This is a genomic window from Ralstonia sp. VS2407, assembly GCF_052950655.1.
Window position 1 is genome coordinate 39,736 of sequence record NZ_JBRFVG010000012.1, and the last position, 23,884, is coordinate 63,619.

Below are 23,884 nucleotides of genomic sequence, written 5' to 3' on the forward strand. Positions count from 1 at the left end.
TGCGGCGCGCGTGCCCCATGCGCAGGGCACGCTCAGGAAGCGTGCCCGTCCATCAGCCGCCGCAAAGCTGCCGTGTCGACGATCTCGACCGTGCGGTAATGGCAGCGGATCCAGCCCGCGCGCTGCCAGGCCTGCAGGTACTTGGAAATCGTCTGCCGCGAGCGTGCCAGCATGCGGCCCAGCTCTTCATTGCTGGCGGCCACGGTGCGGCCATCGCCGGCGCGGGCAAGCTGCAGCAGTCGTTGGGCGAGGCGCGCATCGGCGGGCATTTCGCTGGCGTGTTCGAACTCGTCGAAGATCAGGCGGATGCGCTGGCAGAGCTGCTGCATCAGCGCCCACATGCCGGCCGGGTAGGCCGACACCACGCGCGCAAACGCCGCGCTGCCCAGCAGGACGAGCGTGGTGGGCCCTTGCGCATGGGCGCTGTGCGTGCGGCCGCCCCCGTCGATGAGCGCGATCTCGCCAAACCATTCGCCCGCGCGCAGCACGCCGTAGACGAGTTCGCTGCCGCCGTCCGTCGTCCGGCTGATGCGCACGCGGCCACGCACGATCAGGAACATGCCCTGCGCCGGGCCGCCGTGCGGGTGGATGCACTCGCCGTCAGGGTAGGTGACCAGGCGCGCGGTGGGCGCGATCTCGGCCAGCAGGTCGGCGGGGGCGTCGCGCAGCCAGCCCTGCGCGAGCTGCGAGGGCGTAGGAGCCGGGGCGGTATGGGAGGCGTCTGCGGGCATGGCGGCAGGATGCGGCGAGGGCGGTCCGATCATTGTCAAGCGCTTGACAGTCTGCATGCAAGCGCCGGGCAGAGAATGGTTCGCCAGCCGCGCACCACCATTCAATCAATACGACGCGGCACCGACGCGACCATTCCGGCGACGAAGGAGACACCCCCCAATGACCCATCCCCAACACACCGCCCCGCGCGCGGCGTTCTCTCACATGGAGCACGGCACGCGCGAAGACTGGGCCGCCATCTCGGCCGAGTTCATGCCCTTTGCCCGCGCATTGCCCGATCGCGTGCTCGCGCACCTGAAGCTGCTCGACGGCGATTGCGGCGGCTTCCCGATCGATCGTCTCGCGCATTCCCTGCAAACCGCCACGCTCGCCCACCGCGACGGCCGCGACGAGGAATACGTGGTCTGCGCGCTGCTGCACGATATTGGCGATACGCTGGGCAGCTTCAACCACCCGGACATCGCCGCGGCCATCCTCAAGCCGTTCGTGAGCCCCGAAAACCTGTGGATGGTCGAGAAGCACGGCATCTTCCAGGGCTATTACTTCTTCCACCATCTGGGGCTCGACCGCAACCTGCGCGAGCAATACCGCAACCAGCCCGAGCTGTTTGAGCGCACCGCCGAGTTCTGCGCCAAGTACGACGCCGCGGCCTTCATGCCCGATTACGACAACCTGCCGCTGTCGTTCTTCGAGCCGATGGTGCGGCGCGTGCTGGCCAAGCCGCGCAACTCCATCTACGTGAAGGAAGGGGAGAGCGAACTATCGCAGCCGAAGGCCGTGGCAGCGTGATGTGCCGGCCTAGGCTTTCACCACATTGACGGGCGCGCCTGCCGCCCACGCCGCCACGTTGGCGAGCGTGGTGTCGGCAATGCCCGCCAGCGCCTCGCGCGTGAAGAACGCCTGATGCGCGGTCACGATGACGTTGGGAAAGCTCAGCAGCCGCGCCAGCACGTCATCCTGCAGCACGTCGGCGGAGCGGTCTTCGAAGAACAGATCGGCTTCTTCTTCGTACACGTCCAGCCCGAGGTGGCCGAGCTGACCGGTCTTGAGGGCGTCGATCAGCGCGGGGCTGTCGACCAGACCGCCGCGGCTTGTGTTGATGAGCATCGCGCCCGGCTTCATGCTGGCGAGCGCGCTGGCGTCGATCAGGTGATGCGTATCGGCGTTGAGTGGACAGTGCAGGCTGACGATATCGGCCTGCGCCAGCAATTCAGGCAGCGGCACGTAACGCACGCCCAGCGCCGCAAGCGACGCCTGCGGAAACGGATCGAATGCCAGCAACTGGCAGCCGAAGCCCGCCATGATGCGCGCGAACACCTGCCCGATCTGCCCCGTGCCGACCACGCCGACGGTCTTGCCCGACAGGTCGAAGCCCAGCAATCCATCCAATGAGAAATCGCCTTCGCGCGTGCGGTTGCAGGCACGGTGCAGCCGCCGGTTGAGCGTGAGGATCATGCCGACCGCATGTTCGGCCACCGCGTGCGGCGAATACGCCGGCACGCGTACCACCGTCAGCCCCAGGCGCTGTGCGGCGGGCAGGTCGACATGGTTGAAGCCTGCCGAGCGCAGCGCGATCAGCCGCGTACCCCCCGCTGCCAGCGCTTCGAGCACCTCCGCATCGAGGCAATCATTCACGAACGGGCACACCGCTTCAAAGCCCGCTGCGAGGGGCGCCGTTTGCGCTTCAAGGTGCGCGCGCTGGAAAACGAGGTCGAAGCTATGACCGCCGCGCGCGAGTGAGGCGCGGAAGCTGTCTTCGTCGTAACGGTGGCTGCTGAAAAAGAGGATGCGCATGGCGGTGGGGCAGGCGGACGTGATGCCTGCAGCTTACTCGCACCGCCGGGTGGCGGCACTCAGAGCGTCAGGACGATGCGGCCATCCACCTTGCCGGCCTTTAGGTCGGCGAACACCTGGTTGATGTTGTCGAGCTTGTCGCGGTGAATGTGTGCGCGCACCAACCCCTCAGCGGCAAACTCCAGGGACTCTTGCAGATCACGCCGCGTGCCGACAATCGAACCACGCACTGTGATGCCGTTGAGCACCGTGGAGAAGATCGGCAGCGGAAAATCGCCCGGCGGCAGCCCATTGAGCGAGATCGTCCCGCCGCGCCGCACCATGCCCAGCGCTTGCGCAAAGGCACTGCGCGACACCGCCGTCACCAGCACGCCGTGCACACCGCCGATCTCTTTCTGAATCACGGCCGCCGGGTCTTGCTGGGAGGCATCGACGACCAGCTTGGCGCCCAGCTCGCGCGCGAGCGCAAGTTTCTCTGGCGCCACGTCGACGGCCACCACGTGCAGGCCCATCGCAATCGCATATTGCACCGCCACGTGGCCCAGGCCGCCAATGCCGGAAATGGCGATCCACTGGCCGGCCCGCGTATCGGTCATGCGGATGCCTTTGTAGACGGTCACCCCCGCGCAGAGGATTGGTGCGATCTCTTCGAAGCCGACCTGCGCGGGCAGGTGGCCGACGTAGTTCGGGTCAGCCAGTACGTATTCGGCATAGCCGCCGTTGACGGAGTAGCCGGTGTTCTGCTGCTCGTGGCAGAGGGTTTCCCAGCCGCTCAGGCAGTGCTCGCAGTGGCCGCAGGCGGTGTAGAGCCAGGGCACGCCCACGCGGTCGCCTTCCTTGACGGCGGTCACGCCTTCGCCGACGGCCGCCACATAACCCACCCCTTCGTGCCCGGGGATGAACGGCAGGCTTGGCTTGACGGGCCAGTCGCCATCGGCGGCGTGCAGGTCCGTATGACAGACGCCCGAGGCCGCGATCTTGACAAGAATCTGCCCGCGCCCAGGTGTGGGAACCGGCACTTCCTCAATGCGCAAGGGTTCGCCAAACGCATGGACTACCGCGGCTTTCATCGACTGGGCCATGAGACATCTCCTGGTTGGGGGGAGATACCAGTCTGGTCGACGCTTGGCGGGGGTGGGTTGATGTGAGTCAACCGCCGAGGAGGGCGTGCGGGATGGGCAACACTGTTAACATGCCGGCATCTTCAGTGTTTTCGAGCGAGCTGCTGCCTTGCCTGTCACTTCCACCTTTCTCTGGCACGACTACGAAACGTTCGGCGCCGTGCCGCGCCGTGATCGCCCCGCGCAGTTTGCCGGCATCCGCACCGATGCCGAACTCAACGAGATCGGCGAGCCGGTCGAACTGTTCTGCCAGCCCTCCAACGACTGGCTGCCCGATCCGGTGTCATGCCTCATCACCGGCATCACGCCGCAGCAGTGCGCCCGGCAAGGCATTCCGGAATACCGTTTCGCGCAGGCGATCGAGCGCGAACTCGGCACGCCCGGCACCATCGGCGTCGGCTACAACACCATCCGTTTTGATGACGAGGTGACGCGCCACCTGTTCTGGCGCAACCTGATCGACCCGTACGCACGCGAGTGGCAGAACGAATGCGGGCGCTGGGATCTGCTGGACGTGGTGCGCACCACGTGGGCGCTGCGCCCGGAAGGCATCCAATGGCCCACGCATGAAGACGGCAGGCCGAGCTTCAAGCTGGAGCATCTGTCCAAGGCCAATGGCTTGGTGCACGAGGCGGCGCACGATGCGGTGTCCGACGTGCGCGCGACGATCGCGCTGGCGCGCCTGATTCGCAACGCGCAGCCGCGCCTGTTCGATTTCTGCCTGGCGCTGCGCAAGAAAGACCGCGTGGTGGCCGAGATTGGCGATGCGCCGCGGCCGCTGCTGCACATCTCCGGCATGTACGGCGTCGAGCGCGGTTGCATGGCCGTGGTGTGGCCGCTAGGTGGGCATCCGACCAACAAGAACGAACTGATCGTGTGGGACCTGGCGTTCGACCCGTCCGAGCTGTTCCACATGGATGTGGCGACGATCCGCGAGCGCATGTTCACGCGCACAGCCGATCTGGCCGAAGGCACCACGCGACTGCCGATCAAGTCGATCCACATCAACAAGTCGCCCATCGTTATCAGCAACATGAAGACGTTGCAGCCCGCGCAGGCAGAACGCTGGGGCATCGACTTCGCCACGATCGAACGCCATGCCGCCATCGCGCAGGGCGCGCCCGACATGCGCGAAACGTGGCGTCAGGTATACGCCCGCGAACTGGAGCCGATCGAAGACGTCGACCAGAACCTCTACGGCGGATTCGTCGGCAACGACGATCGCCGCCTGCTCAACGAGCTGCGCACGCTCAGCGGCGAACAGCTCGCGCGTCTGCATGCAGAGTTTGCCGACGCGCGTCTGCCTGAATTGCTGTTCCATTACCGCGCACGCAACTTTCCCGACACGCTGAACGAAGAGGAATACGAGCAGTGGGAGCAGTTGCGCGCCGAGCGCCTGTTTGAGGGCCGTGACGGCTATATGACGTTCGAAATTTTCGGCGAACGGCTTCAACACCTGGGCGCGGAAGCGGCGGAGAACGGCGACACGCGTGCGCAGACCATCCTGCAGGATCTGTACGACTACGCGCAGCAGATCGTGCCGGGCTGACGAAGCCAGCGCACATCAAGAAAAACGGAGGCCGAAGCCTCCGTTTTTTTCATGGTGATGCTGAATGCTTGGCGCCGATCAGGCTGCCCGCTGTGCCGCCGCCGGATCCCGCCACTGCGTCAGCAGCTTGTTCCAGCGAATGCGCGCCGCCGCCAGGTTGGCCTCCTTCACATGGCCGAAGCCGCGGATGTCCTCCGGCAGGCGGGCCAGTTCCACGGCCTGCGCCAGCTTCTGCGCGGTCAGGCTCTTCACCAGTTCATCGACCAGCGCGCGGTATTCGCCGATCAGCGCGCGCTCGGTGCGGCGTTCTTCGGTCTTGCCGAAGAGGTCGAACGCCGTGCCGCGCAGGCCCTTGAGCTTGGCGAGCACCTTGAAGATGCCCATCGTGCTCGGGCCGAAGCGCTGCTTGACCAGGTGGCCCTTCTCGTCACGCTTGGCGATCATGGGCGGCGCGAGCCAGAAGTTGAGCTGGTAGTCGCGGCCGGGTTCGCCTTCGAACTGCGCACGCAGCTTGTCGAGGAACGCCGGGTCGGTGTACAGGCGGGCGACTTCGTATTCGTCCTTGTACGCCATCAGCTTCGACAGGTTGCGCGCCACCGCTTCCGTGAGCGCCAGGGGTTGGCCCGCACCCACCACGGCGGCCTCTGCTGCACGCACGCGTTCCACCACCGCGCGGAATTCTGCGGCATACGCTGCGTTCTGGTACGCGGTCAGCAGATCGACACGGCGGGCGATGAGCGTGTCCAGCGAGGGCAGGGCGATGACGTCGGCCTTGGCACGCGGGGCGTCGCCTGCCAGCTTGAGCACCGCCTCGCGGTCTTGCGCGAGGTGGCGGCCCCATTCGAAGGCGGTCTTGTTCTTCTCGACGGCGACGCCGTTGAGTTCGATCGCGCGGATGAGCGCGTCGTACGTCAGCGGAACCCAGCCCTTCTGCCACGCAAAGCCGAGCACGAGCGGGTTGGTGAAGATGGCGTCGCCCAGCAGGCGCACGGCGAGTGTGTTGGCGTCTTCAAAGGCACAGGCGTCGCCGACGGCCGCGCGGATGTCCGCCTCGGCCGAGCTGCCCGGGAAGCGCCAGTTCGGGTTCTTGATGAAATCGGCCGTGGGCGATGCCGTGCTGTTGATGATGGCGCGCGTCTGGCCGTGCTGCACCTTCGACAGCACTTCGTCCGACGCCGAGACAATCGCGTCGCAGCCGATCACCAGGTCCGCCTCGCCCATGGCGATGCGCGTGGCATGGATCGAATCGGGGCGTTCGCCGATCTGCACGTGCGAGAGCACCGCGCCGCCTTTCTGCGCCAGGCCTGCCATGTCGAGCACGGTCACGCCCTTGCCTTCGATGTGCGCTGCCATGCCGAGCAGGCCGCCGATGGTGACCACGCCCGTGCCGCCCACACCGGTCACCAGCACGCCATACGCGCGCTGGATGGCGGGCAGCTCAGGATGCGGCAGCAGCGGCAGGCCCTCCATCGACACGCCGTGCGATTCCGGCTTGCGCACCTGCGCGCCTTCGACCGTCACGAAGCTCGGGCAGAAGCCGTTCACGCACGAGAAATCCTTGTTGCACGACGACTGGTTGATCTTGCGCTTGGTGCCCAGCTCCGTGTCCAGCGGTTCGACCGACAGGCAGTTCGACTTGACCGAGCAATCGCCGCAGCCTTCGCACACCGCGTCGTTGATGAACGCGCGGCGTGCCGGATCGACCATCGTGCCGCGCTTGCGGCGGCGGCGCTTTTCCGTCGCGCAGGTCTGGTCGTAGATCAGCACGCTGGTGCCTTGCACCTCGCGCAGCTCGCGCTGGATCGCGTCGAGGCGATCGCGGTGATGCACCGTTACGCCTTCGGGCAGCTTGATAGCGGCGTTGTACTTCTCGGGCTCGTCCGTGACGATGACGATGCGCGAGGTGCCTTCGGCATGCACCTGCGCGGCAATCTGCGGCACAGACAGCGGGCCGTCGACCGGCTGGCCGCCCGTCATGGCCACGGCGTCGTTGTAGAGGATCTTGTAGGTGATGTTCACCTTGGCCGCGATCGATGCGCGGATCGCCAGCAGGCCAGAGTGGTAATACGTGCCGTCACCCAGGTTGGCGAACACGTGCTTGTCGCCCGAGAACGGCATTTGGCCGATCCACGCCACGCCTTCGCCGCCCATCTGGCTGAAGGTGTCGGTGCGGCGGTCCATCCACACGGTCATGTAGTGGCAGCCGATGCCGGCCAGCGCGCGCGAGCCTTCCGGCACGTTGGTCGATGTGTTGTGCGGGCAGCCCGAGCAGAACCACGGCTTGCGCTCGGCAGTGACGCGCGGCTTGGCGAGCGCCTTTTCCTTGGCGTCGATGATGGCGATGCGCGAGGCAATGCGTGCGCGCACGTCCGACGGCAGCTCGAACTTTTCCAGACGCGTGGCGATGGCGCGCGCGATCAGCGCAGGCGACAGTTCGTAGTGCGCCGGCAACAGCCAGTTGGCCATCGGTACCGACCATTCGCCGCCGGCGTTGTCGCGCTCGTCAAACTTGCCGTACACGCGCGGACGCACGTCGTCGCGGTAGTTGTACAGCTCTTCCTTGAGTTGGTATTCGAGGATCTGGCGTTTCTCTTCCACCACCAGGATCTCTTGCAGCCCTTCGGCAAACGCGCGTGCGCCGTGCGCTTCCAGCGGCCACACGCAGCCGACCTTGTACAGGCGGATGCCGATGCGGCGGCAGGTTTCCTCGTCGAGGCCGAGGTCGACCAGCGCCTGGCGCACGTCGAGGTACGCCTTGCCGGCGGTCATGATCCCGAAGCGCGCCTGCGGCGAGTCGAGCACCACGCGGTCCAGCTTGTTGGCGCGCACATACGACAGGCCGGCGTACCACTTGTAGTCGAGCAGCCGCGCTTCCTGCACCAGCGGCGGATCGGGCCAGCGGATGTTCAGGCCGCCCTGCGGCATGACGAAATCTTCGGGCAGGATGATCTGCGCGCGATGCGGATCCACATCCACCGACGCCGACGATTCCACCACGTCCGTCACGCACTTCATCGACACCCACAGGCCGGAATAGCGGCTCATCGCCCAGCCATGCAGGCCGTAGTCGAGATATTCCTGCACGTTCGACGGATACAGCACCGGAATGCCGGCCGCCTTGAAGACGTGCTCGGACTGATGCGCCAGCGTGGACGACTTGGCGGCGTGGTCATCGCCGGCCAGCACCAGCACGCCGCCATGCGCGGACGAGCCCGCCGAGTTGGCGTGCTTGAACACGTCGATGGTGCGGTCCACGCCCGGCCCCTTGCCGTACCACATGCCGAACACGCCGCTGAACTTGGCGTTCGGGTACAGATTGACCTGCTGCGAGCCCCAGACCGCCGTGGCGGCCAGGTCTTCGTTGAGCCCCGCCTGGAAGACGATGTTGTGCCCGGCCAGATGCTTCTTGGCCTTCCACAAGGCCTGGTCCAGCGCGCCCAGCGGCGAGCCGCGGTAGCCGGAGATGAAGCCCGCCGTGTTCAGCCCAGCGGCGCGGTCGCGCTCCTGCTGCAGCATCGGCAGACGCACCAGTGCCTGCGTGCCGCTGATGTAGATGCGGCCACGCTCGAGCGTGTACTTGTCGTCCAGGGAAACGGTTTCGAGCGCGCGGCGTAGCGCGTCGTTCAGAGGGGCATTCATGCGTGCTCCGGGTGGGTGTGTCGGGATCACCGACAGCAGGTCTCTTTTGGTGCTGCCTGCGCCGCTTCTTGTGGAAACTGGCATGCAGCCGTGGGTCGAGGCATCGTAGCATCGCGTGACATTCCGAACACCGTGCAACGCAGCAAGAATGGGGGTGGGTTTTCCCTGGGTTGTGGTGTCCGATGCACGCATGCAGGGGGATGGAAGCGGTGGTTGCACCGGTTGTGCGGTGCATGCAACGTTTGCGGAAAAGTCTAGCGGGCGACTGCCGGGCTGGTGAGTCAGCCTCTCACGCTCTCGATCACGTCGTGCATGCGCAGGACCAATCCGTCCATCGCTTCGGCAGGCACGTTGCCGTAGCCAAGCACGAGGCCGTTGTATTGCGCGCTCAGCGTGCCCGGCAGGCAGAAGCGCGACAGCGGCCGCAGCACCATCCCGCGTTCCCGGGCGGCGCGGCTGACCTCCGTGTCTGGCACCGGCGCGTCGAGCCGCGTGGAAAGATGCATGCCGCCCGCACCGCCCGATACGGTGACGATGCCAGCCAGGTGTCGCTCGATCGCGGCCTGCAGCGCATCGCGGCGCTCGCCATAAAGGCGACGCATGCGGCGCAGGTGCCGCGTGAAATGTCCCGCCTCGATGAACTCGGCCAGCGCGAGCTGCTCGGCTACGCGCCCGCGCAGCATCAGCGCACCCGCCGTCTTTTTCAGCGCGGGCGCCAGTGCCGGCGGTACCACCATGTAGCCCAGGCGCAGCGCCGGAAACAGCATCTTGCTGAACGTGCCGAGATAGATGACGGGCGCATCTTCGGTCAGGCCTTGCACGGCGGACAGCGGCGCGCCCGTGTGGCGGAATTCGCTGTCGTAATCGTCTTCGATGATCCACGCGCCGGCTGCGCGTGCGTGCTGGATGAGCGCAAGACGGCGCTCAAGGCTCATCACCGCGCCCAGCGGGTATTGGTGCGACGGCGTGATGTAGATGAGCCTGGGTGGCGTGTCGCGCCAGTCTTCAGCGCGGGGGGCGAGGCCATCGGCGTCGACGCTGATCGGCACCAGGCGCATGTCGGCCGCCTGCAACGCGGCGCGCGCTCCGTAGTAGCCGGGGTTCTCAATCCATGCAGTGTCGCCCGCATCGGCGAGCGTGCGTGCGCACATGTCCAGGCTGTTCTGCGTGCCATCGGTGACGAACACCTGCGTCGCATCGCAGCGCACCCCGCGCGAAACACGCAGGTATTCCGCCACGGCTTGGCGCAGCGCGACGTTGCCTTCGACAGGGCCGTAGCCCATCTGCCCCGGGCCGATGCGACGCCACCCGCGCTCCATGCAGCGGCGCCATTGCGCCAGCGGGAATTCATCCAGCGCAGGCGTGCCCGGCAGGAAGGGCAGCAGGTCGCTCATCTCGCCGCGCGGGCGTTCGAGGTCTTTCACGCGGTGCGACAGCTCGGGCGCGGCTTCGGGCGCCTGCACGGGCGTCTGCTGCAGGCCAACGCGCGCCACCACTGTGCCTTGCCGTCGGCTGAGCACGAAGCCCTCCGTGGCGAGCTGCTCGTAGGCGTAGAGCACCGAGTTGCGCGCGATGCCCAGCTCTTCGGCCAGCGTGCGCGATGGTGCCAGGCGCGTGCCTTCCTCGATCTGCCCGCTCAGGATGGCCGCACGCAGGCAGGCATACAGCCGATGCTGTTGTGAGGTGCGCGCTGCGCCTTCGCCGTGCATCGCCGTGCGTTCGTAGTTCGACAGCAGGACGCCGTAGTCCATCGTGGCTCTATGATTTTGGATTTTTGTGGGTCTATGCATGGTGCCACGATTTTTTTATCGTCGGCATATCGATTGACGATTCGGAGCCCCCGCATGTCCACCACAGAACCCACATCGCCCACCGCTCGCACCCGTGTGCGCCGCGTCGCGCACCGCGGCCACTACGACCGCACCACGCTGCACGCCATCCTCGACGAGGCTTACGTCTGCCACATCGCTTTCGCCGACGAGCATGGCGTGCACTGCATTCCCACCGCGTGCTGGCGCGAGGGCGACCACCTTTACATCCATGGCTCCAACGGCAGCCGGATGCTCAAGCTGGCGGGCAGCGGCGCGCAGGTCTGCGTGACCATTACGCACATCGATGGCCTGGTGCTGGCACGCTCGGCATTCAACCATTCGATGAACTACCGGTCGGCCGTCATCTACGGCGCGTTCGAAGTCGTGCCGGAGGCGCAGAAGACTGCGGTGCTCGATACCTTCATGGAAGTGCTCGCGCCTGGTCGTTCACGACAGGCGCGGCCGGGGAATGCCAAGGAACTTGCTGCCACGACCGTGCTGCGCATTCCGCTGGATGAGGCAGCGTGCAAAGTGCGTACGGGCGGGCCGAAGGATGATGCTGAAGATCTTGACCTGCCTGTGTGGGCTGGGGTGCTGCCGATGGCGCTGTTGCCGTTGCCGCCCGTTGTGGAGGCTGCGCCGGCGGGTACGCCTGACTACGTGCGGGAGTGGAGGGACAGTGCTCGCGGCCAGGCGGTGGATGTGGTGATGTCGTGACGGCAGTTGTCGGCACGGTCGGTGCAAAAACCCAGACCCGCACGGCGTGGTTGCTGCTGGGCGTGGTCGCCCTGGCGTGGGGCATCAACTGGCCCGTCGGCAAGGCGATGCTGGCCTACCTGCCGCCGATCTGGGCGGTGGCGCTGCGCTCCGCCGTCGGCACGCTCGCACTGCTGATGATTTGCGCGGCGCGCGGCCGCCTTGTGGTGCCCAAGGCGGGCGACATTCCCGTCATCCTGAGTGTGGGTGTGTTGCATATGACGGCATTCTCGGCACTGGTCAGCCTGGGACTGCAGTTTGTGCCTGCGGGCCGTTCCGTGGTGCTCGCCTACACCACACCCCTGTGGGTTGTGCCTGGCGCATGGCTGTTGCTTGGCGAGCCGCTGACGGTGAGACGACTGTTCGGCGTCGGGCTCGGGCTGCTCGGTTTGCTGCTGATCTTCAATCCGCTGACGTTCGACTGGCATGCGGAGCGTGCCGTGTTCGGCAATGGCCTGGTGATGCTGGCAGCGCTCTGCTGGGCCGCGAGCATCCTCTACGTACGGTCGCATCGATGGGTGACGCCGCCGTTTGAGTTGGTGTTCTGGCAGGCGTTGTTGGCGACCGGGATGCTGATTCCACTGGCACTGCTGCACGACGGGGTGCCGTCGATCGATTGGCAGCCTTCATTGATTGGGTTGCTGCTCTACGGTGGGCTATTTGGGATTGCGTTGGCGTATTGGGCGGTCACCACGGTGAATCGCGTGCTGCCGGCCGCGACGACTTCACTCGGGCTGCTGGGTGTGCCGGTGTTCGGGATTGGTTGTTCTGCTGTCGTGCTTGGGGAGACCATCAGCCCTGCGCTGCTTGGGGCGATTGCGTTGATTCTTGGGGGGATCGTGCTGGGGGCCTGGGGGAGGCGTTAATGGGTTTCGTTTTGGTTTTAGTGGTGCATCCCTTGTTTCGTCTCAGGCAGGGAACGAAAGGGGGGGATGGACCAGAGGCCAAGAAACCTCAGTGCACCAACTGATTGATCTCAATAATCGGCATCAACACCGCCAACACGATCAACAACACCACCACACCCATCGTCAGAATCAGCGCCGGCTCAAGCAAGCCAGTAAGAAACAGCGTCCGGCGCTCCAGCTCTTGCGCTTCCCCTTGCGCAGCCCGCTCCAACATCGCAGGCAGATTCCCCGTCGCCTCACCCGAGCGGATCAAATGCACCAGCACAGGCGGAAACTGGTTCTGCGCCGCCAACGCCCGCGCCAGCGAAGTCCCCTCCCGCACGCGCGTGGACGCATCTTCCACGTTGGTCTTGAGCGCCACGTTGTTCAGCGTTTCACCCGCTGCCTGTAACCCACGCAAAATCGGCACACCGGCACTGGTCAGGATCGCCAGCGTGCTCGCAAACCGCGCGGTGTTGTAACCGCGAACGAGCTTGCCGAACAGCGGCGCTGTCAGCAGCCACTTGTGCCACGACAACCGCAATGCCGGCTGCTTGAGCAGATTGCGGATCAATACGCCGATCACCACCAGCACGATCGCTGCCAGCCATCCCCAGTTGCGCACGAAGTCGGACAGCCACAGCATGATGATCGTGAGCGTCGGCAGCTTCTGCTTGGTGTTGGCAAACACGCTCACCACCTGCGGCACCACGTACGACAGCAGGAAGATCACGATCGCAAATGCCACCACCGTGACGATGGCCGGATACGTGAACGCCAGCTTGATCTTCGATGTGAGCGCGTTGCGGCTCTCGATGTAGTCGGCCAGGCGGGAGAGGACGAGGCCGAGGTTGCCGGAGTGCTCGCCCGCTGAAACGAGGGCGCGATAAATGTCGGGAAAATCCTTCGGATGCTGTGCCAGCGCGACCGACAGCGAGCTGCCGCCCACCACTTCCGCGCGGATGGCGGCGAGCAGTTCGCCGACGTACGCGCGTTCGGCCTGATCGGCCAGCGCGGCCAGCGCTTCATCGAGCGGCAGGCCCGCCACCAGCAGGCTGGCGAGCTGACGGGTGACAAGCGCGTTTTCCTGCGCCGAGAGCCGCTTGCCGAAGCTCGACCCGCCGCGCTTGGTGGCTTGCGCGCCCAGCGCGTCGACCAGCAGCGGCGTCAGCCCACGTGCACGCAGTAGCGTGCGCGCCTGACGCGCGCTGTCGGCTTCGATGACACCCTTGTCGGTCTTGCCGGTGGCGTCGGCGGCTTCGTAGCGGAAGGCTGGCATGCGCTATTCGTGTAATCGCGGCTTAGTCTCGTGTGACTCGCAGCACTTCTTCCAGCGACGTGGCGCCCGTGTCGATCCAGCGCTGTGCATCCATGCGCATGGTCTGCATACCCTGCCCGATGGCGAACGCCTTGATCTCGGATTCAGCGGCCTGGCGGTGGATCATCGTCTGGATCTCGGGGGTGACGGTCAGCAGTTCGTACACGCCAGTGCGGCCCTGATAGCCGGATTGGTTGCAACGGTCGCAGCCGACGTGGTGCCACACCGATTTGCGTGCCGGTGCAGCGGGTGCCACGCCATCGGCAACCGGCGTGCCGGCCACGGCTTCCACCTCGGCAGGCGTGAGTTCGAGCACTTCTTCGCGGCGGCAATGCACGCACAGGCGGCGTACCAGACGCTGCGCCAGCACACCCAGCAGCGACGACGACAGCAGGAACGGCTCGATCCCCATGTCGATCAGGCGCGTCACGGCGGAGGCCGAATCGTTCGTGTGCAACGTCGCCAGCACCAGGTGGCCCGTCAGCGAGGCCTGCACGGCAATCTGCGCGGTTTCCAAGTCGCGGATTTCCCCGATCATCACCACGTCCGGGTCCTGGCGCAGGATGGCGCGCAGGGCCTTGGCGAACGTCATGTCGATCTTCGGGTTGACCTGCGTCTGGCCAATGCCGTCGAGGTCGTATTCGATCGGGTCTTCCACCGTCATGATGTTGGTGGAAGCGGAATCGAGCCGCGACAGCGCCGCGTACAGCGTGGTCGTCTTGCCCGAACCCGTCGGGCCGGTGACGAGCACGATGCCGTGCGGCTGGTTGATCAGGTGGTCAAAGCGCGCCAGCGTGCCGGCGCCCATGCCGAGCTTGCCGAGATCGAGCCGGCCGGCTTCCTTGTCGAGCAGACGCAGCACTGCGCGCTCGCCGTGGCCGGTGGGCAGGGTGCTCACACGCACGTCCACCGGGCGGCCGCCCACGCGCAGTGTGATGCGTCCATCCTGCGGCAGGCGTTTCTCGGCAATGTCGAGCTGCGCCATGATCTTGATGCGCGAAATGAGCGCGCCGTGCAGCGCCTTCTTGGGGCGCACGACGTCGCGCAGCGTGCCGTCCACACGGAAGCGTACGACGGAGGCATTCTCGAACGGCTCGATGTGGATATCCGAGGCACCTTCGCGCGCGGCCTGCGTGAGCAGCGCGTTGATCATGCGGATGATCGGCGCGTCGTCTTCGGATTCGAGCAGGTCTTCCACGGCTGGAATGTCCTGCATCAGGCGCGAGAGGTCGACTTCGCCTTCCACTTCGCCCACCACCTGGGCCGCGCTGCCGTCCTGCGCGTTATAGGCCGTTTGTGTGGCCGTGGACAGCGCCGCAGTGCTAAGCGTCACCAACTGCAGCGCGCCGAACACGCGGCCGAGTTCAGCCAGCGCCGTGCGCGAGGTTTCGGGGCAGACCCACACCTCCAGCGTGTCGACGTCCTGGCGGGCGACGAGCAGCTTGGCGTCGCGCGCAAACGCATACGGCACCAGCCGCACGGCGGACTGCGAGGGCGGCTCGAGCGTGCTGACGTCGGTGGTGGGAGCTTGCGTTGCCATGGTTCGTTGTCCGTTGTCAGCCACCGTTGCGCGGCGCGTTGCCGTCGTAGCCGCCCGACGTGGGCGCCGCGAAGTTCTGCAGGCGCGGCTGGCTGCGCGTGGTGCCTTGCGGCATCGGCATCGGGGCGCCCGGGGGCACCTGCGTGCCGGCCGGGCCCTTCGGCACGATCGACACATCGCCGTAGTTGTCGGCCGGGCGCATGGCGTTGGGCGAGGGCAGCACCGGCGTGTCCTTGTCCGACGTGGTCGGCAGCATGTTCGGTGAGACAAAGCCCTGCTGCGTATCGCGCATGTAGTTGTAGCGGTTGTCTGACAGCGCGCCCGTGGCATCGGCCGTGCGCAGGATGATCGGGCGCAGGAACACCAGCAGGTTGGTCTTCACGCGCGTCTTGTTTTCCGAGCGGAACAACGCGCCCAGGATGGGGATGTCGCCCAGGCCCGGCACCTTTTGCTCGCCGTCCTGGTAGTTGTCTTCGAGCAGGCCGCCCAGCACGACGACCTGGCCGTCATTGGCCAGCACGTTGGTCTCGATCGAGCGCACGTTGGTGGTCGGGCCCTGCGTCGCATTCTGCGTGCCCGGCACCACGGCCGACGACTCCTGGAAGATCTGCATCTTCACCAGCCCGCCGTCGGTGATCTGCGGCTTGACGCGCAGCGTGATGCCGACGTCCTTGCGGTCGAACGTCTGGAACGGCGTGACCGAAGCGGACGTGCCCGTCTGCGCATACGAGCCCGTGGTGATCGGCACGTTCTGGCCGATCAGGATCTTGGCCTCTTCGTTGTCGAGCGTGATCAGGTTCGGGGTGGACAGCACGTTGACAGAGCCGTCCGAGCCCAGCGCCGACAGAATCGCGCCCAGGCCGCTGGCCTTGTTGAAGACGCCGAAGTTGCCGCCATTGAGCTGCCCGACGTTCACGTTCGAGAGCGCCGTCTGCGCCGCCGTGCTGCCGATGCCGCCCGTCGTGATGGTGGCAATCGTGCCGGCCAGCGTCAGCAGGTTGCCCGAGCCGGTGCCGAAGTTGGTGCCGCCGCCGCCGTAGGTGTTCGGGCCGCCCGCGCCCACCATCCACTGGATGCCGAGTTGCGACGCCTTGGTGGCCGTCACTTCCACGATCATCGATTCGATATAGACCTGCGCGCGGCGCGCGTCGAGATCGTCGATCACGGCGCGCAGGTTGCGGTAGACCGGCTCGCTGGCGGTGATGATGAGCGCATTGGTGGCCGGATCGGCCTGGATGATGCCGCCGGTGGTCGGCGTGTTGTTCTGCCCGAACGAGGCGCGGAACGAAGAGCTGCCGCTGCCCGAGCCGCTGCCCGACCCCGAGCTGCTGCCGTAGTTGGTGTTCTGCGTGTTCTGGTTCTGCGAGGTGTTCACGCCGCCCGCCGGCTGCGAGGTCGCACCTTGCGCGGCGCTCTGGCCGCCCGGGCCGGTCGCTGCCGAGGGCGACAGCGTGGCATCGGCCGCGACGATCGCGCGCAGCGTGGTGGCCAGCTGCACCGCGTTGGCGTTCTTGAGCGGTACCACCCAGATGTTGCCCGGGCGTGCGTTCGGAACGTCGAGCTTGGCGATCAGCTGTTTGGCTTGCGCAAGGCGTGCCGCACTCGACGCACGCACCATCACGCTGTTCGAGCGTGGTTCAGCCACGACCGACGTGCGCAGGCTCGGGTCCGACAGCGCCGCGCCGGCGCCCGCTCCGCCTGCGCCACCGGCCGACGGGTCGAGCAGCTTCTGCAGCGTGGCCGCCACGTCGATGGCCACGGCGTTCTTCAGCGGAATCAGTTCGGTCTCGCCGGCCACGGGCGTGTCGATGGAGGCGATGATGCGGCCGATGCGGCGCAGGTTGTCGGCGTAATCGGTAATGACCAGCGTGTTGTTGGCCGGGTAGGCGGTGATCGTGTTGTTGGGCGCGATCATCGGGCGTAGCACCGGCACCAGGTTGTTGGCCGATTCATGCTGCAGGCGGAAAACCTGCGTGACGACCTGCTCGCCGCCGCGCGAGCCCGCCGCGCCCACGCTCGTGGGGGAGCCCTGCAGCTTGGCGTCGGCTTCCGGCACGACCTTGGTGAAGCCGTTGCCCTCGACAATCGCGTAGCCCTGCATGCGCAGGATCGAGCCCAGCGATTCCAGCGCCTGCGCGCGCGTCACCGGCTTTTCGGTGACGAGGTTGACGGTGCCCTTCACGCGCGGGTCGACGATGAAGTTCTTGCCTGTGGCCTGGCCGACGGCCTTGACCACCGAGTCCAGATCCGCGTTGACGAAATTCAGCGAGACCTCATCCCCGGGGTTGCCGGCGGCGCCGTTCTGGGCAGATGCCGCGCTCGGCGGAGCGGCAAAGACTGGCATCGAGCCGGCCACCATTGTTGCGCAGCATGCCAGGACGATGGCGCGAACGGTGAGTCGGGGGGAGGCGTTGTACATGGTCTCGTTCATGGTTGTCGGCACGCTGGCTCGCGCGCCGGCTTGAGGATCAAAAGCGGAGTCGATGATTGGACCCGTCGCGCGGGCCCAGCAGACTCAACAGGCCAATCAATTGCGGTTCCGACTCCGGCGTGGCACTGGCCACGCCGGCAAAATGCGCGCCCTGGCCAAGCGTGCCCTGGCCCTGCAGGGTGAGCGGCCCGGCCAGCGTCGACAGCGACAGCTGCATCGGCCCACCGCTCACGCCGCCAAACGACACCACCGCCTGGTAGCTGCCCAGCGGCCGTACCCGGCTGAGGCTGGATGATACCTGCTCGAGCGTGACAGTCAGCGCGCCCTGGGCGGTGTCTGGCTGGCCCTTTCCACGGCCGAATCGGCCCGAGAGCGGCGTCCACTGGGCCCGCAGCCGGCCGTCCAGCTTGAGCGTGTTGAACGGTGCGCCAATGCCTTCCAGCAATGATGCCGGCAGGGCGACCGTGCCCGCCTCCGCGTCCCAATGCCCTGGCGTGACCGTCAGCGTGACCGGCTTCTCCAGCGCGCGATCGTGCGTCAGGTGCGCGCGCAGCGTGCCGGTCAGCAGGGGCAGCATGTCGATCGACCAGGACAGCCGACCGGGCAGCACGGTTGCATCGGCGCCGCCGTTGCCGGCCGTCAGCGCCAGCGTTGCGCTGCCGTGCCAGATACTGCCCTGGCTGTCGGCCAGCAAAACGCGGTGGCCCGTGGCTGCGGCGATGCGCTCCGCCGCCCATGCGGCCGGATACTGCGCCACCAGGGTCACGCCCACGGCCAGCAGCGCCACGCCACACCACAGCACGCGCCAGCCGAGGCTCGTGCGCTCGTCGGACTCGGCACGGCGGCGCAAGCGCAGCGGCGGAAGCGATTCAATTCCCATCGGCACGATCGGACCCGTCAGTGGCCTGCGGCGGCGGGGCCTTGCAGCGTCGCCGTCACGTTGACCAGGGCCGTCGCGCCCACGTATTTGATGTTCGTGTCGATCACCTTCATGCGCTGCGCCTGCCGCACCTCCTGCAGCCATTCGGCGACGGCGCCGAAGGGCACCTTGTCCAGTTGCACCTGCACGCTCTCGCCCGACATCGCCATCCGCGTGGCCTTCAGGCCGTGGTTGGTCAGGCTCGTGTTGAGTGCCTGCTGCAGTTCCGCGCCGCGCGGCACGGGTGCAGCGGCAATGGCCGACAGGCTGCGCGCTTCCTGACCGAGCGTTTCCATCTCGGCGAGTTGGGTACGCATTTGGGGCAGGGCTTTCTCGATGCGGCGCTGGCCTTCAAAGGCCGGCTCCCACAGCACCAGGTAGACGATCACGAGTAACAGCACCACGCCGCCGCCAGCCAGGATGCGGCGCTCGCGCGGTTCGCGCTGCATCCAGAAGGTCGTGGCCGCATCGCGCACCGAGTCCGGCACGCCAATGCGCGGCAGGCGGCGGGATGACGATCGGGAAGAAGAGGAGGAAGTCGCCATGGAGGAATCGTTATTGGGCGATGGAGACCGTCCAGCGCGAGCCCGGTACGGTCGCCTCGGCACCGCGCGGGGCCTCGGCGGTGTCCATGTTCAGGCCGACATTGCGAGCAGCGGTGCGCAGGCTGGCGGTGTCGGTGCCGTCCGTGAGCGTGACCGTGAGCGCGCGGCCGTGGTAGTCGAGCGCGAGCAACGCGTCGGGCGCGAGGCCGGTGGCAGCCTGGGCGAAGCGATCGGCCAGCGGCAGGAAGTCGTCCGGCGCCGATTTGCCGGCGGCCAAGCGCAGTTGCTCGACCTGGCGGCGCATCTGCGCGGGCGGGTCGAGGATCACGGGCGTATTCGGGAATGCCGTCTGCAATTGCGCGCGCATGGCGGTATCGAGCCGCTTCTGCTCGGCGCGCAGCGTGAGCCAGCGCGCGTTCATGCCGATGAGCTGCACGACCACGATCAGCACGGCCAGCGCGATCGGCAGGCGCCACAGGCTCCAGTCCATGCCGGCCACGCCGCCGCTTGCAAAGTCGAACTGGCAGAGATCGGCTTCGCCTGACGCGAGGGCGTCGCGTGCGCCGGCGGCCCAGGTGGACCAGTCCAGCGTGGCGGTTGCGGGGTCGGCGGAGAGGCTGGGCGCCAGCTCGCGCAGTGCCGGGGACACCATCAGCGTGGCCGGCGTGGGGGCAATCCCCAGCCAGTTGCCGACGTTTGCGGGCAGCACGCGCAGACCGTAGCCCTCGGCGCGGCCGGTGCGTACGGTGATGTCGATGGCGACGGGCGCATCCGGGTCGGACGGCGGTGCCGCATCGAGCGCGATGATTGCCGGTGCGACCGCGGCCACGGTTTTAGCAGCAGGCGCGTCGGCTGCGGGTTCAGCGGCAGAGGAAGCGTCAAGCGACGGCTCGGCACGTTCGACGGCGCTTGCCGATTCTGCAATCGGCGCTGCCGCTACGGCAGGTGTTTCAAACGGCACGCAAAGCTGCGCGGGCAGCAGATGGCAGGTGCGGTGCTTGTGGCCGGCAAAGGTATCCAAGATGAAGCGGACCCACGCGCGATCGGCAATCATCAGCGCGCGCGATTGCGGCTCGCGGGGGGCGCGCCAGCCACGGGCCGGTGCATCTCCGAGGCGGGGCCCAAGGGCGATATGGCATTGCTGCGCGTCCTGCACGAGGCGGTCTTCCACCAGGTTGGGCAGGGCCAGACGCAGCTTGGGCAGCGCCAGCGGCGGCATGTTGGCCGGCACCAGCAGCACATCGGCGGCGGGCAGCAGAAGGATCAGGCGGTCAGCCGCGGGCAGCTCGTCGGTGCGCGACGTGCCTTCGCGCTGAACACGTTGCGGCCCCTGCGCGCCTTCTTCACGCACCAGCGCGAATGGCACGGAGGCAAGCGCGCCCGCCGACCAGCGTTCGGGCGATTGAATGGGCCGGTGCGGCAGGCGCACGTACAGGGAGGTCGTCAAACCGCTCCTCTATTGATATTGATCTTGAGAGTGTGAATGCGAACTGCCGACGGAAGCGCCGGATTGCGCAAAACCCGCGATGCTGAACGATGCGGATGACAATACGGCGAAGGCCAGGGTCTGTCTACAAGCGGCGCGTACGCACGTGGCGGGGTGTTGCGCCGCCGTCATGACGGAATCTCGTCGATGCGGCGGACCCAGACGATGCGGGTCGCGTTATTGTTGATCGGATCGCCACGTGAAACAAGCGCCACTTCCCCGATCCGAGCGCGCTCGTGGCGGGCCATGCCGTAGACCAGAAAATAGTGGGTCTGCACGTCCAGCAGATTGGCTGCGGCGGTGGTGTCGACCCCGGGCGCGATGCCGCGCAACTGGTTCGTGACATCGCCGATGTTGCGGAAGTACGCGCGGTCGCGCGCCTGCACCAGCGAGCGGGCGCGGTCCAGGCTCAGGTTCGGGATGACGGCGGCCAGCACTTCGGCGCTGGCCGTGTTCGCGTTGATCTGCGTGCGGGTAGGCAGCACGATCACGTAGGGGCGCAGCTTGGCGATCATGTCGGCCGTGTAGCCGGGAATCGTCAGCAGGCTGGCCACGTCGTCGAGCGGCCGGGGGCCGTTGCTGTTGCTGCCGCCGCTCCCGCCGCCGCTGTCTTCGCCGCCTTGCTGACCGCCCTGCATGCCTTCGAGCGACTGGAAGCCGCCCAGCATCTGCGCCAGGTACGTCGCCGTGATATTGGCCAGGCTCGGGTCGATGTTGAGCGACTGCAGCAGCAGACCGTACGCCTTGATGGCGTCCTTGTCGCGGCCGGTGATGAGGGTGCGGGCGCCCAGCGTCTGCGCCGTCAGCAAGTTCATCAGGTTGAAGCGTGCCTGGGCATCGAAGATGCGGCCCGACAGGTACGACTCCTCGCCGGCCGTATCCGTGCGCAGCGAGCTGCCGAGGAAGTCCGACAGCTTGGTCTCCTGGATCGGCACAGCCCAGATTTCGCCAAGGTGGTCGACGGCGCCGGTGCGGCGTTGGTCATCGCGCAGGATGAGGCGCGCCCAGTCGATGCCGGCCCGCGCGATCCATGTGGCCTGCGCTTTCAGGCGCTGGTTTTCCACTGCGCGGATCTCCACCTGCTGGCGCCACAACATGCCCGACACGATGACCACGGCCAGCGTGACGACCAGCAGGGCCGTGATGATGGCCGCGCCGCGCTGGCGCCGGGCACGCGCGTTACGTTGGGCAGGTTGACGAGAGCATCGCGCCATGTCAAAGCCCCGTCATGCAGATGCGCGTGAAGCGCTGCGGCGCGCCCTGCGGCGTCATGCGCACGAGCAATGCCAGTTCCACCGCGCGCACCGAGGCGGCCGGCACGACCACGCCCGGGCTGTTGGCCGTCGGCGCCGACGCGCTGGGCGCGGAAGCCGTCGGCAAGCCGGTGAGGGTGGTGGTGTTGCTGCCGGCCGGGAACAGCGCCGCCGACAGCGCGCCCGTGTTGTCCATCCAGCCGCCGGGTTCAATCCAGGCGCGCGCGCTGATGCTGTCGACGTTGGCGGCGAGCAGGTAGCGCGCCGCGCCCGCGCCGCCCTGGCGCAGGTTGTCCATCGCATTGCGCAGGTCGCCGCGGTTGGTGATCGGTTGGGTCTGGAGGCGTTCGAGCCGGCCGTCGACGATGCGGTAGAGCACCACCTGCCACGCGGGCGGCTGGCCGTCGTCGCGGCGGTCGCGCACCATCAGCACGCGGTTGGCGTCCACCTCCACTGGTGAGCGCGACAACGTGTTCGGATCGGCCAGTTGGGTGCAATCGGCGTCGAACTGGGCGTAGGCCGTCTTGAGTGCTTCGATGCGTTCGTCGCGCTGGGCCAGCGCCTCGTGCGTGCGGGTCATGCTGTCGAGCCCGCGCCAGGCAATCACGGCCAGGATGGCCAGCAGCGTGATCGCCACCAGCAGTTCGAGCAGGGTGAAGCCGCGCGCCGAACGGTTAGAAGACATTGCGCGCATCGTTCGGCAACAGAGTCACGAGCCAGGCCAGCCGCACGGATTTGGAAGCGTCCGGATAGACGGACACCTCCACGCGGCGGAACACCGGGTTGGGCGTGGTGGCGATGGTCTCTTCGCACCACAGTTGTGTATCGCCCTGCGGGCAGGCGAAGCCGCGCGCGCCGGGGTCGGGGAAGACGCGTGCCAGGCGCAGGTTGGCGAGGTGGTTTTCGGCGCTCCAGGTGGCTATCATGCGCGTCTGCAGGGAGTCGCTTGCGGTGGTCATGCTGCCCATGGCGCGCATGGTGGCAGTCAGCGCCACGGCCACGATGGTCAGCGCCACCAGCACTTCGAGCAGGGTGAAACCGCGCGTGCGCGTTGGACGGTGGCTGCGCGTCATTGCGTTTGCGTCTCCGTCAGCACGCGCGGGCCGCCGTCTGATACCACGTCGACGCGCGAGCCCTGCGAGGTCAGCGCCACGCGCCACGGCAGGCCGATCGCCTCACGGCCGAACACGAGGCGCTGCGGGGCGCCCGGCACCGCAGCGGCACCGGCTACGATCTGTACGTTGTCCATGCCTTGGCGCCAGTGGCCCGGCGCGAGCACGTCCTGGTTGAGCACGCGCCAGCCACTCGGCGTCGATTCGTAGAAGCGCCAGCCCTGCGCATCGCCTTCCCACGCCACGGGGCGCGAGGTGAGTTGCGCCTCTTCCTGAGCCAGTTCGATCAGGCGGGCGAGCTTCTGCGCGTCATCGGCCAGTTGCGAGCGCGGGTTGGGCGTGGCGTTGACGGCCACCACGGCCAGCACGATGCCGATGATGACCACCACCACCAGCAACTCCAGCAGCGTAAAGCCGAGAGCCCGCCGGCGGCGGTGTGGATGGCCGAGCATGGTGAGCGGGTGGGGGCTGGGGGGACGGCGGCGGCTTAGTTGTCCCAGTTGCCGATGTCGGCGTCGTTGCCCGTGCCACCGGCCTGGCCATCCGCGCCGAAGCTGAAGACGTCCACTTCACCGCGCACGCCGGGATTCAGATATTGGTACGGGTGGCCCCACGGGTCTTTGGGCAGGCGTTCCAGATAGCCGCCGCCTTTCCAGTTGTTGGGGATCGGCTCGGTGGTCGGCTTGGCGACCAGCGCCCCGATGCCTTGTTCGGTGGTCGGGTAGCGGCCGTTGTCCAGGCGATAGAGCTTGAGCGCCTGCGAAATGGAGGCGATGTCCTGTTTGGCGGCAATGATGCGCGCCTCGTCAGGACGGCTCATGATCTTCGGCACCACCAGCGCGGCGAGGATGCCCAGGATCACCACCACCACCATGATTTCGATCAGGGTGAAGCCACGCGCCGCATGTCGGGCGAGGGCGCGCTGGCGGAAGGAAGAGCGAAGTTGGCCTTGCATCATGGCGACAGAGTTGGCAATAAGGGGAAGAGACAC

Annotated in this window: 20 protein-coding genes; 4 read left to right on the forward strand and 16 right to left on the reverse strand. The window is 67.0% G+C overall.

Features of this window, described 5'->3' with window-relative positions; translation table 11 throughout:
- Positions 1 to 32: 32 nt before the first annotated feature.
- Positions 33 to 788 (reverse strand): Crp/Fnr family transcriptional regulator, encoded by a 756-nt coding sequence (locus ACU8YE_RS18780; protein ID WP_446929329.1) that lies wholly within the window; start codon positions 786 to 788, stop codon positions 33 to 35.
- A gap of 103 nt (positions 789 to 891) precedes the next feature.
- Between ACU8YE_RS18780 and ACU8YE_RS18785 the strand changes: the two genes are divergently transcribed.
- Positions 892 to 1,521, forward strand: a complete 630-nt coding sequence (locus ACU8YE_RS18785; protein WP_446929330.1) for an HD domain-containing protein — start codon at positions 892 to 894, stop codon at positions 1,519 to 1,521.
- A 9-nt stretch (positions 1,522 to 1,530) separates the two neighbouring features.
- Here ACU8YE_RS18785 and ACU8YE_RS18790 read toward each other — a convergent pair whose 3' ends face one another.
- Together ACU8YE_RS18790 and adhP are read right to left on the reverse strand one after the other, a co-directional pair.
- On the reverse strand, positions 1,531 to 2,526 hold the full coding sequence (locus ACU8YE_RS18790) for an NAD(P)-dependent oxidoreductase (RefSeq protein ID WP_440840107.1): 996 nt from the start codon (positions 2,524 to 2,526) through the stop codon (positions 1,531 to 1,533).
- 59 nt (positions 2,527 to 2,585) lie between these two features.
- A complete protein-coding gene (gene adhP, locus ACU8YE_RS18795) occupies positions 2,586 to 3,608 on the reverse strand; it encodes an alcohol dehydrogenase AdhP (protein ID WP_446929331.1) in 1,023 nt (340 codons plus the stop codon).
- A gap of 148 nt (positions 3,609 to 3,756) precedes the next feature.
- On the opposite strand from adhP, the gene sbcB reads away from it, so the two are divergent.
- A complete protein-coding gene (gene sbcB, locus ACU8YE_RS18800; RefSeq protein WP_446929332.1) occupies positions 3,757 to 5,196 on the forward strand; it encodes an exodeoxyribonuclease I in 1,440 nt (479 codons plus the stop codon).
- Between the two features lie 78 nt (positions 5,197 to 5,274).
- On the opposite strand, the gene ACU8YE_RS18805 is transcribed toward sbcB, so the two are convergent.
- Positions 5,275 to 8,835, reverse strand: coding sequence for an indolepyruvate ferredoxin oxidoreductase family protein (locus ACU8YE_RS18805; RefSeq protein ID WP_446929333.1), 3,561 nt, complete (start codon positions 8,833 to 8,835; stop codon positions 5,275 to 5,277).
- A 281-nt stretch (positions 8,836 to 9,116) separates the two neighbouring features.
- A complete protein-coding gene (pdxR, locus tag ACU8YE_RS18810; protein ID WP_446929334.1) occupies positions 9,117 to 10,586 on the reverse strand; it encodes a MocR-like pyridoxine biosynthesis transcription factor PdxR in 1,470 nt (489 codons plus the stop codon).
- Positions 10,587 to 10,679: 93 nt separating this feature from the next.
- On the opposite strand from pdxR, the gene ACU8YE_RS18815 reads away from it, so the two are divergent.
- A complete protein-coding gene (locus ACU8YE_RS18815) occupies positions 10,680 to 11,363 on the forward strand; it encodes a pyridoxamine 5'-phosphate oxidase family protein (RefSeq protein ID WP_433865595.1) in 684 nt (227 codons plus the stop codon).
- Positions 11,360 to 12,268 (forward strand): EamA family transporter, encoded by a 909-nt coding sequence (locus ACU8YE_RS18820; RefSeq protein WP_433865593.1) that lies wholly within the window; start codon positions 11,360 to 11,362, stop codon positions 12,266 to 12,268. The genes ACU8YE_RS18815 and ACU8YE_RS18820 overlap by 4 nt, the downstream gene beginning before the upstream one ends.
- An 88-nt stretch (positions 12,269 to 12,356) precedes the next feature.
- Here ACU8YE_RS18820 and gspF read toward each other — a convergent pair whose 3' ends face one another.
- The 11 genes from gspF to gspG form a co-directional block, all read right to left on the reverse strand.
- Positions 12,357 to 13,568, reverse strand: coding sequence for a type II secretion system inner membrane protein GspF (gspF, locus tag ACU8YE_RS18825; RefSeq protein ID WP_316870625.1), 1,212 nt, complete (start codon positions 13,566 to 13,568; stop codon positions 12,357 to 12,359).
- Positions 13,569 to 13,590: 22 nt separating this feature from the next.
- On the reverse strand, positions 13,591 to 15,147 hold the full coding sequence (gspE, locus tag ACU8YE_RS18830; protein WP_316870626.1) for a type II secretion system ATPase GspE: 1,557 nt from the start codon (positions 15,145 to 15,147) through the stop codon (positions 13,591 to 13,593).
- 16 nt (positions 15,148 to 15,163) lie between these two features.
- Positions 15,164 to 17,578 (reverse strand): type II secretion system secretin GspD, encoded by a 2,415-nt coding sequence (gene gspD, locus ACU8YE_RS18835; RefSeq protein WP_446929335.1) that lies wholly within the window; start codon positions 17,576 to 17,578, stop codon positions 15,164 to 15,166.
- A 37-nt stretch (positions 17,579 to 17,615) separates the two neighbouring features.
- On the reverse strand, positions 17,616 to 18,458 hold the full coding sequence (locus ACU8YE_RS18840; RefSeq protein WP_446929336.1) for a type II secretion system protein N: 843 nt from the start codon (positions 18,456 to 18,458) through the stop codon (positions 17,616 to 17,618).
- A gap of 17 nt (positions 18,459 to 18,475) precedes the next feature.
- Positions 18,476 to 19,042: a type II secretion system protein GspM gene (gene gspM, locus ACU8YE_RS18845; RefSeq protein ID WP_232041276.1), complete on the reverse strand. Its 567-nt coding sequence runs from the start codon at positions 19,040 to 19,042 to the stop codon at positions 18,476 to 18,478.
- Between the two features lie 10 nt (positions 19,043 to 19,052).
- Positions 19,053 to 20,489, reverse strand: a complete 1,437-nt coding sequence (gene gspL / locus ACU8YE_RS18850; protein WP_446929337.1) for a type II secretion system protein GspL — start codon at positions 20,487 to 20,489, stop codon at positions 19,053 to 19,055.
- Positions 20,490 to 20,656: 167 nt separating this feature from the next.
- On the reverse strand, positions 20,657 to 21,742 hold the full coding sequence (gene gspK / locus ACU8YE_RS18855; RefSeq protein WP_446929338.1) for a type II secretion system minor pseudopilin GspK: 1,086 nt from the start codon (positions 21,740 to 21,742) through the stop codon (positions 20,657 to 20,659).
- Position 21,743: 1 nt separating this feature from the next.
- Positions 21,744 to 22,475 (reverse strand): PulJ/GspJ family protein, encoded by a 732-nt coding sequence (locus ACU8YE_RS18860; RefSeq protein WP_260803874.1) that lies wholly within the window; start codon positions 22,473 to 22,475, stop codon positions 21,744 to 21,746.
- The gene (gene gspI / locus ACU8YE_RS18865; RefSeq protein WP_045206679.1) at positions 22,456 to 22,854 is read right to left on the reverse strand and encodes a type II secretion system minor pseudopilin GspI; all 399 of its coding nucleotides are present in this window, start codon (positions 22,852 to 22,854) and stop codon (positions 22,456 to 22,458) included. Before gspI ends, ACU8YE_RS18860 begins: the two co-directional genes overlap by 20 nt.
- Positions 22,851 to 23,345, reverse strand: coding sequence for a GspH/FimT family pseudopilin (locus ACU8YE_RS18870; protein WP_440840096.1), 495 nt, complete (start codon positions 23,343 to 23,345; stop codon positions 22,851 to 22,853). The genes gspI and ACU8YE_RS18870 overlap by 4 nt, the downstream gene beginning before the upstream one ends.
- A 35-nt stretch (positions 23,346 to 23,380) precedes the next feature.
- On the reverse strand, positions 23,381 to 23,851 hold the full coding sequence (gene gspG, locus ACU8YE_RS18875; RefSeq protein WP_280928280.1) for a type II secretion system major pseudopilin GspG: 471 nt from the start codon (positions 23,849 to 23,851) through the stop codon (positions 23,381 to 23,383).
- Positions 23,852 to 23,884: the final 33 nt, after the last annotated feature.

What these genes read in the sequence shown, in the direction of transcription:
- ACU8YE_RS18840 (WP_446929336.1), bottom strand. Translation starts at nt 18,458, where the DNA reads ATGGGAATTGAATCGCTTCCGCCGCTGCGCTTGCGCCGCCGTGCCGAG.
- pdxR (WP_446929334.1), bottom strand. Translation starts at nt 10,586, where the DNA reads ATGGACTACGGCGTCCTGCTGTCGAACTACGAACGCACGGCGATGCAC.
- gspE (WP_316870626.1), bottom strand. Translation starts at nt 15,147, where the DNA reads ATGGCAACGCAAGCTCCCACCACCGACGTCAGCACGCTCGAGCCGCCC.
- ACU8YE_RS18815 (WP_433865595.1), top strand. Translation starts at nt 10,680, where the DNA reads ATGTCCACCACAGAACCCACATCGCCCACCGCTCGCACCCGTGTGCGC.
- ACU8YE_RS18860 (WP_260803874.1), bottom strand. Translation starts at nt 22,475, where the DNA reads ATGCGCGCAATGTCTTCTAACCGTTCGGCGCGCGGCTTCACCCTGCTC.
- gspK (WP_446929338.1), bottom strand. Translation starts at nt 21,742, where the DNA reads ATGGCGCGATGCTCTCGTCAACCTGCCCAACGTAACGCGCGTGCCCGG.
- ACU8YE_RS18785 (WP_446929330.1), top strand. Translation starts at nt 892, where the DNA reads ATGACCCATCCCCAACACACCGCCCCGCGCGCGGCGTTCTCTCACATG.
- gspF (WP_316870625.1), bottom strand. Translation starts at nt 13,568, where the DNA reads ATGCCAGCCTTCCGCTACGAAGCCGCCGACGCCACCGGCAAGACCGAC.
- adhP (WP_446929331.1), bottom strand. Translation starts at nt 3,608, where the DNA reads ATGGCCCAGTCGATGAAAGCCGCGGTAGTCCATGCGTTTGGCGAACCC.
- gspG (WP_280928280.1), bottom strand. Translation starts at nt 23,851, where the DNA reads ATGATGCAAGGCCAACTTCGCTCTTCCTTCCGCCAGCGCGCCCTCGCC.
- ACU8YE_RS18805 (WP_446929333.1), bottom strand. Translation starts at nt 8,835, where the DNA reads ATGAATGCCCCTCTGAACGACGCGCTACGCCGCGCGCTCGAAACCGTT.
- gspM (WP_232041276.1), bottom strand. Translation starts at nt 19,042, where the DNA reads ATGGCGACTTCCTCCTCTTCTTCCCGATCGTCATCCCGCCGCCTGCCG.
- ACU8YE_RS18790 (WP_440840107.1), bottom strand. Translation starts at nt 2,526, where the DNA reads ATGCGCATCCTCTTTTTCAGCAGCCACCGTTACGACGAAGACAGCTTC.
- ACU8YE_RS18870 (WP_440840096.1), bottom strand. Translation starts at nt 23,345, where the DNA reads ATGCTCGGCCATCCACACCGCCGCCGGCGGGCTCTCGGCTTTACGCTG.
- ACU8YE_RS18780 (WP_446929329.1), bottom strand. Translation starts at nt 788, where the DNA reads ATGCAGACTGTCAAGCGCTTGACAATGATCGGACCGCCCTCGCCGCAT.
- gspI (WP_045206679.1), bottom strand. Translation starts at nt 22,854, where the DNA reads ATGACGCGCAGCCACCGTCCAACGCGCACGCGCGGTTTCACCCTGCTC.
- gspD (WP_446929335.1), bottom strand. Translation starts at nt 17,578, where the DNA reads ATGAACGAGACCATGTACAACGCCTCCCCCCGACTCACCGTTCGCGCC.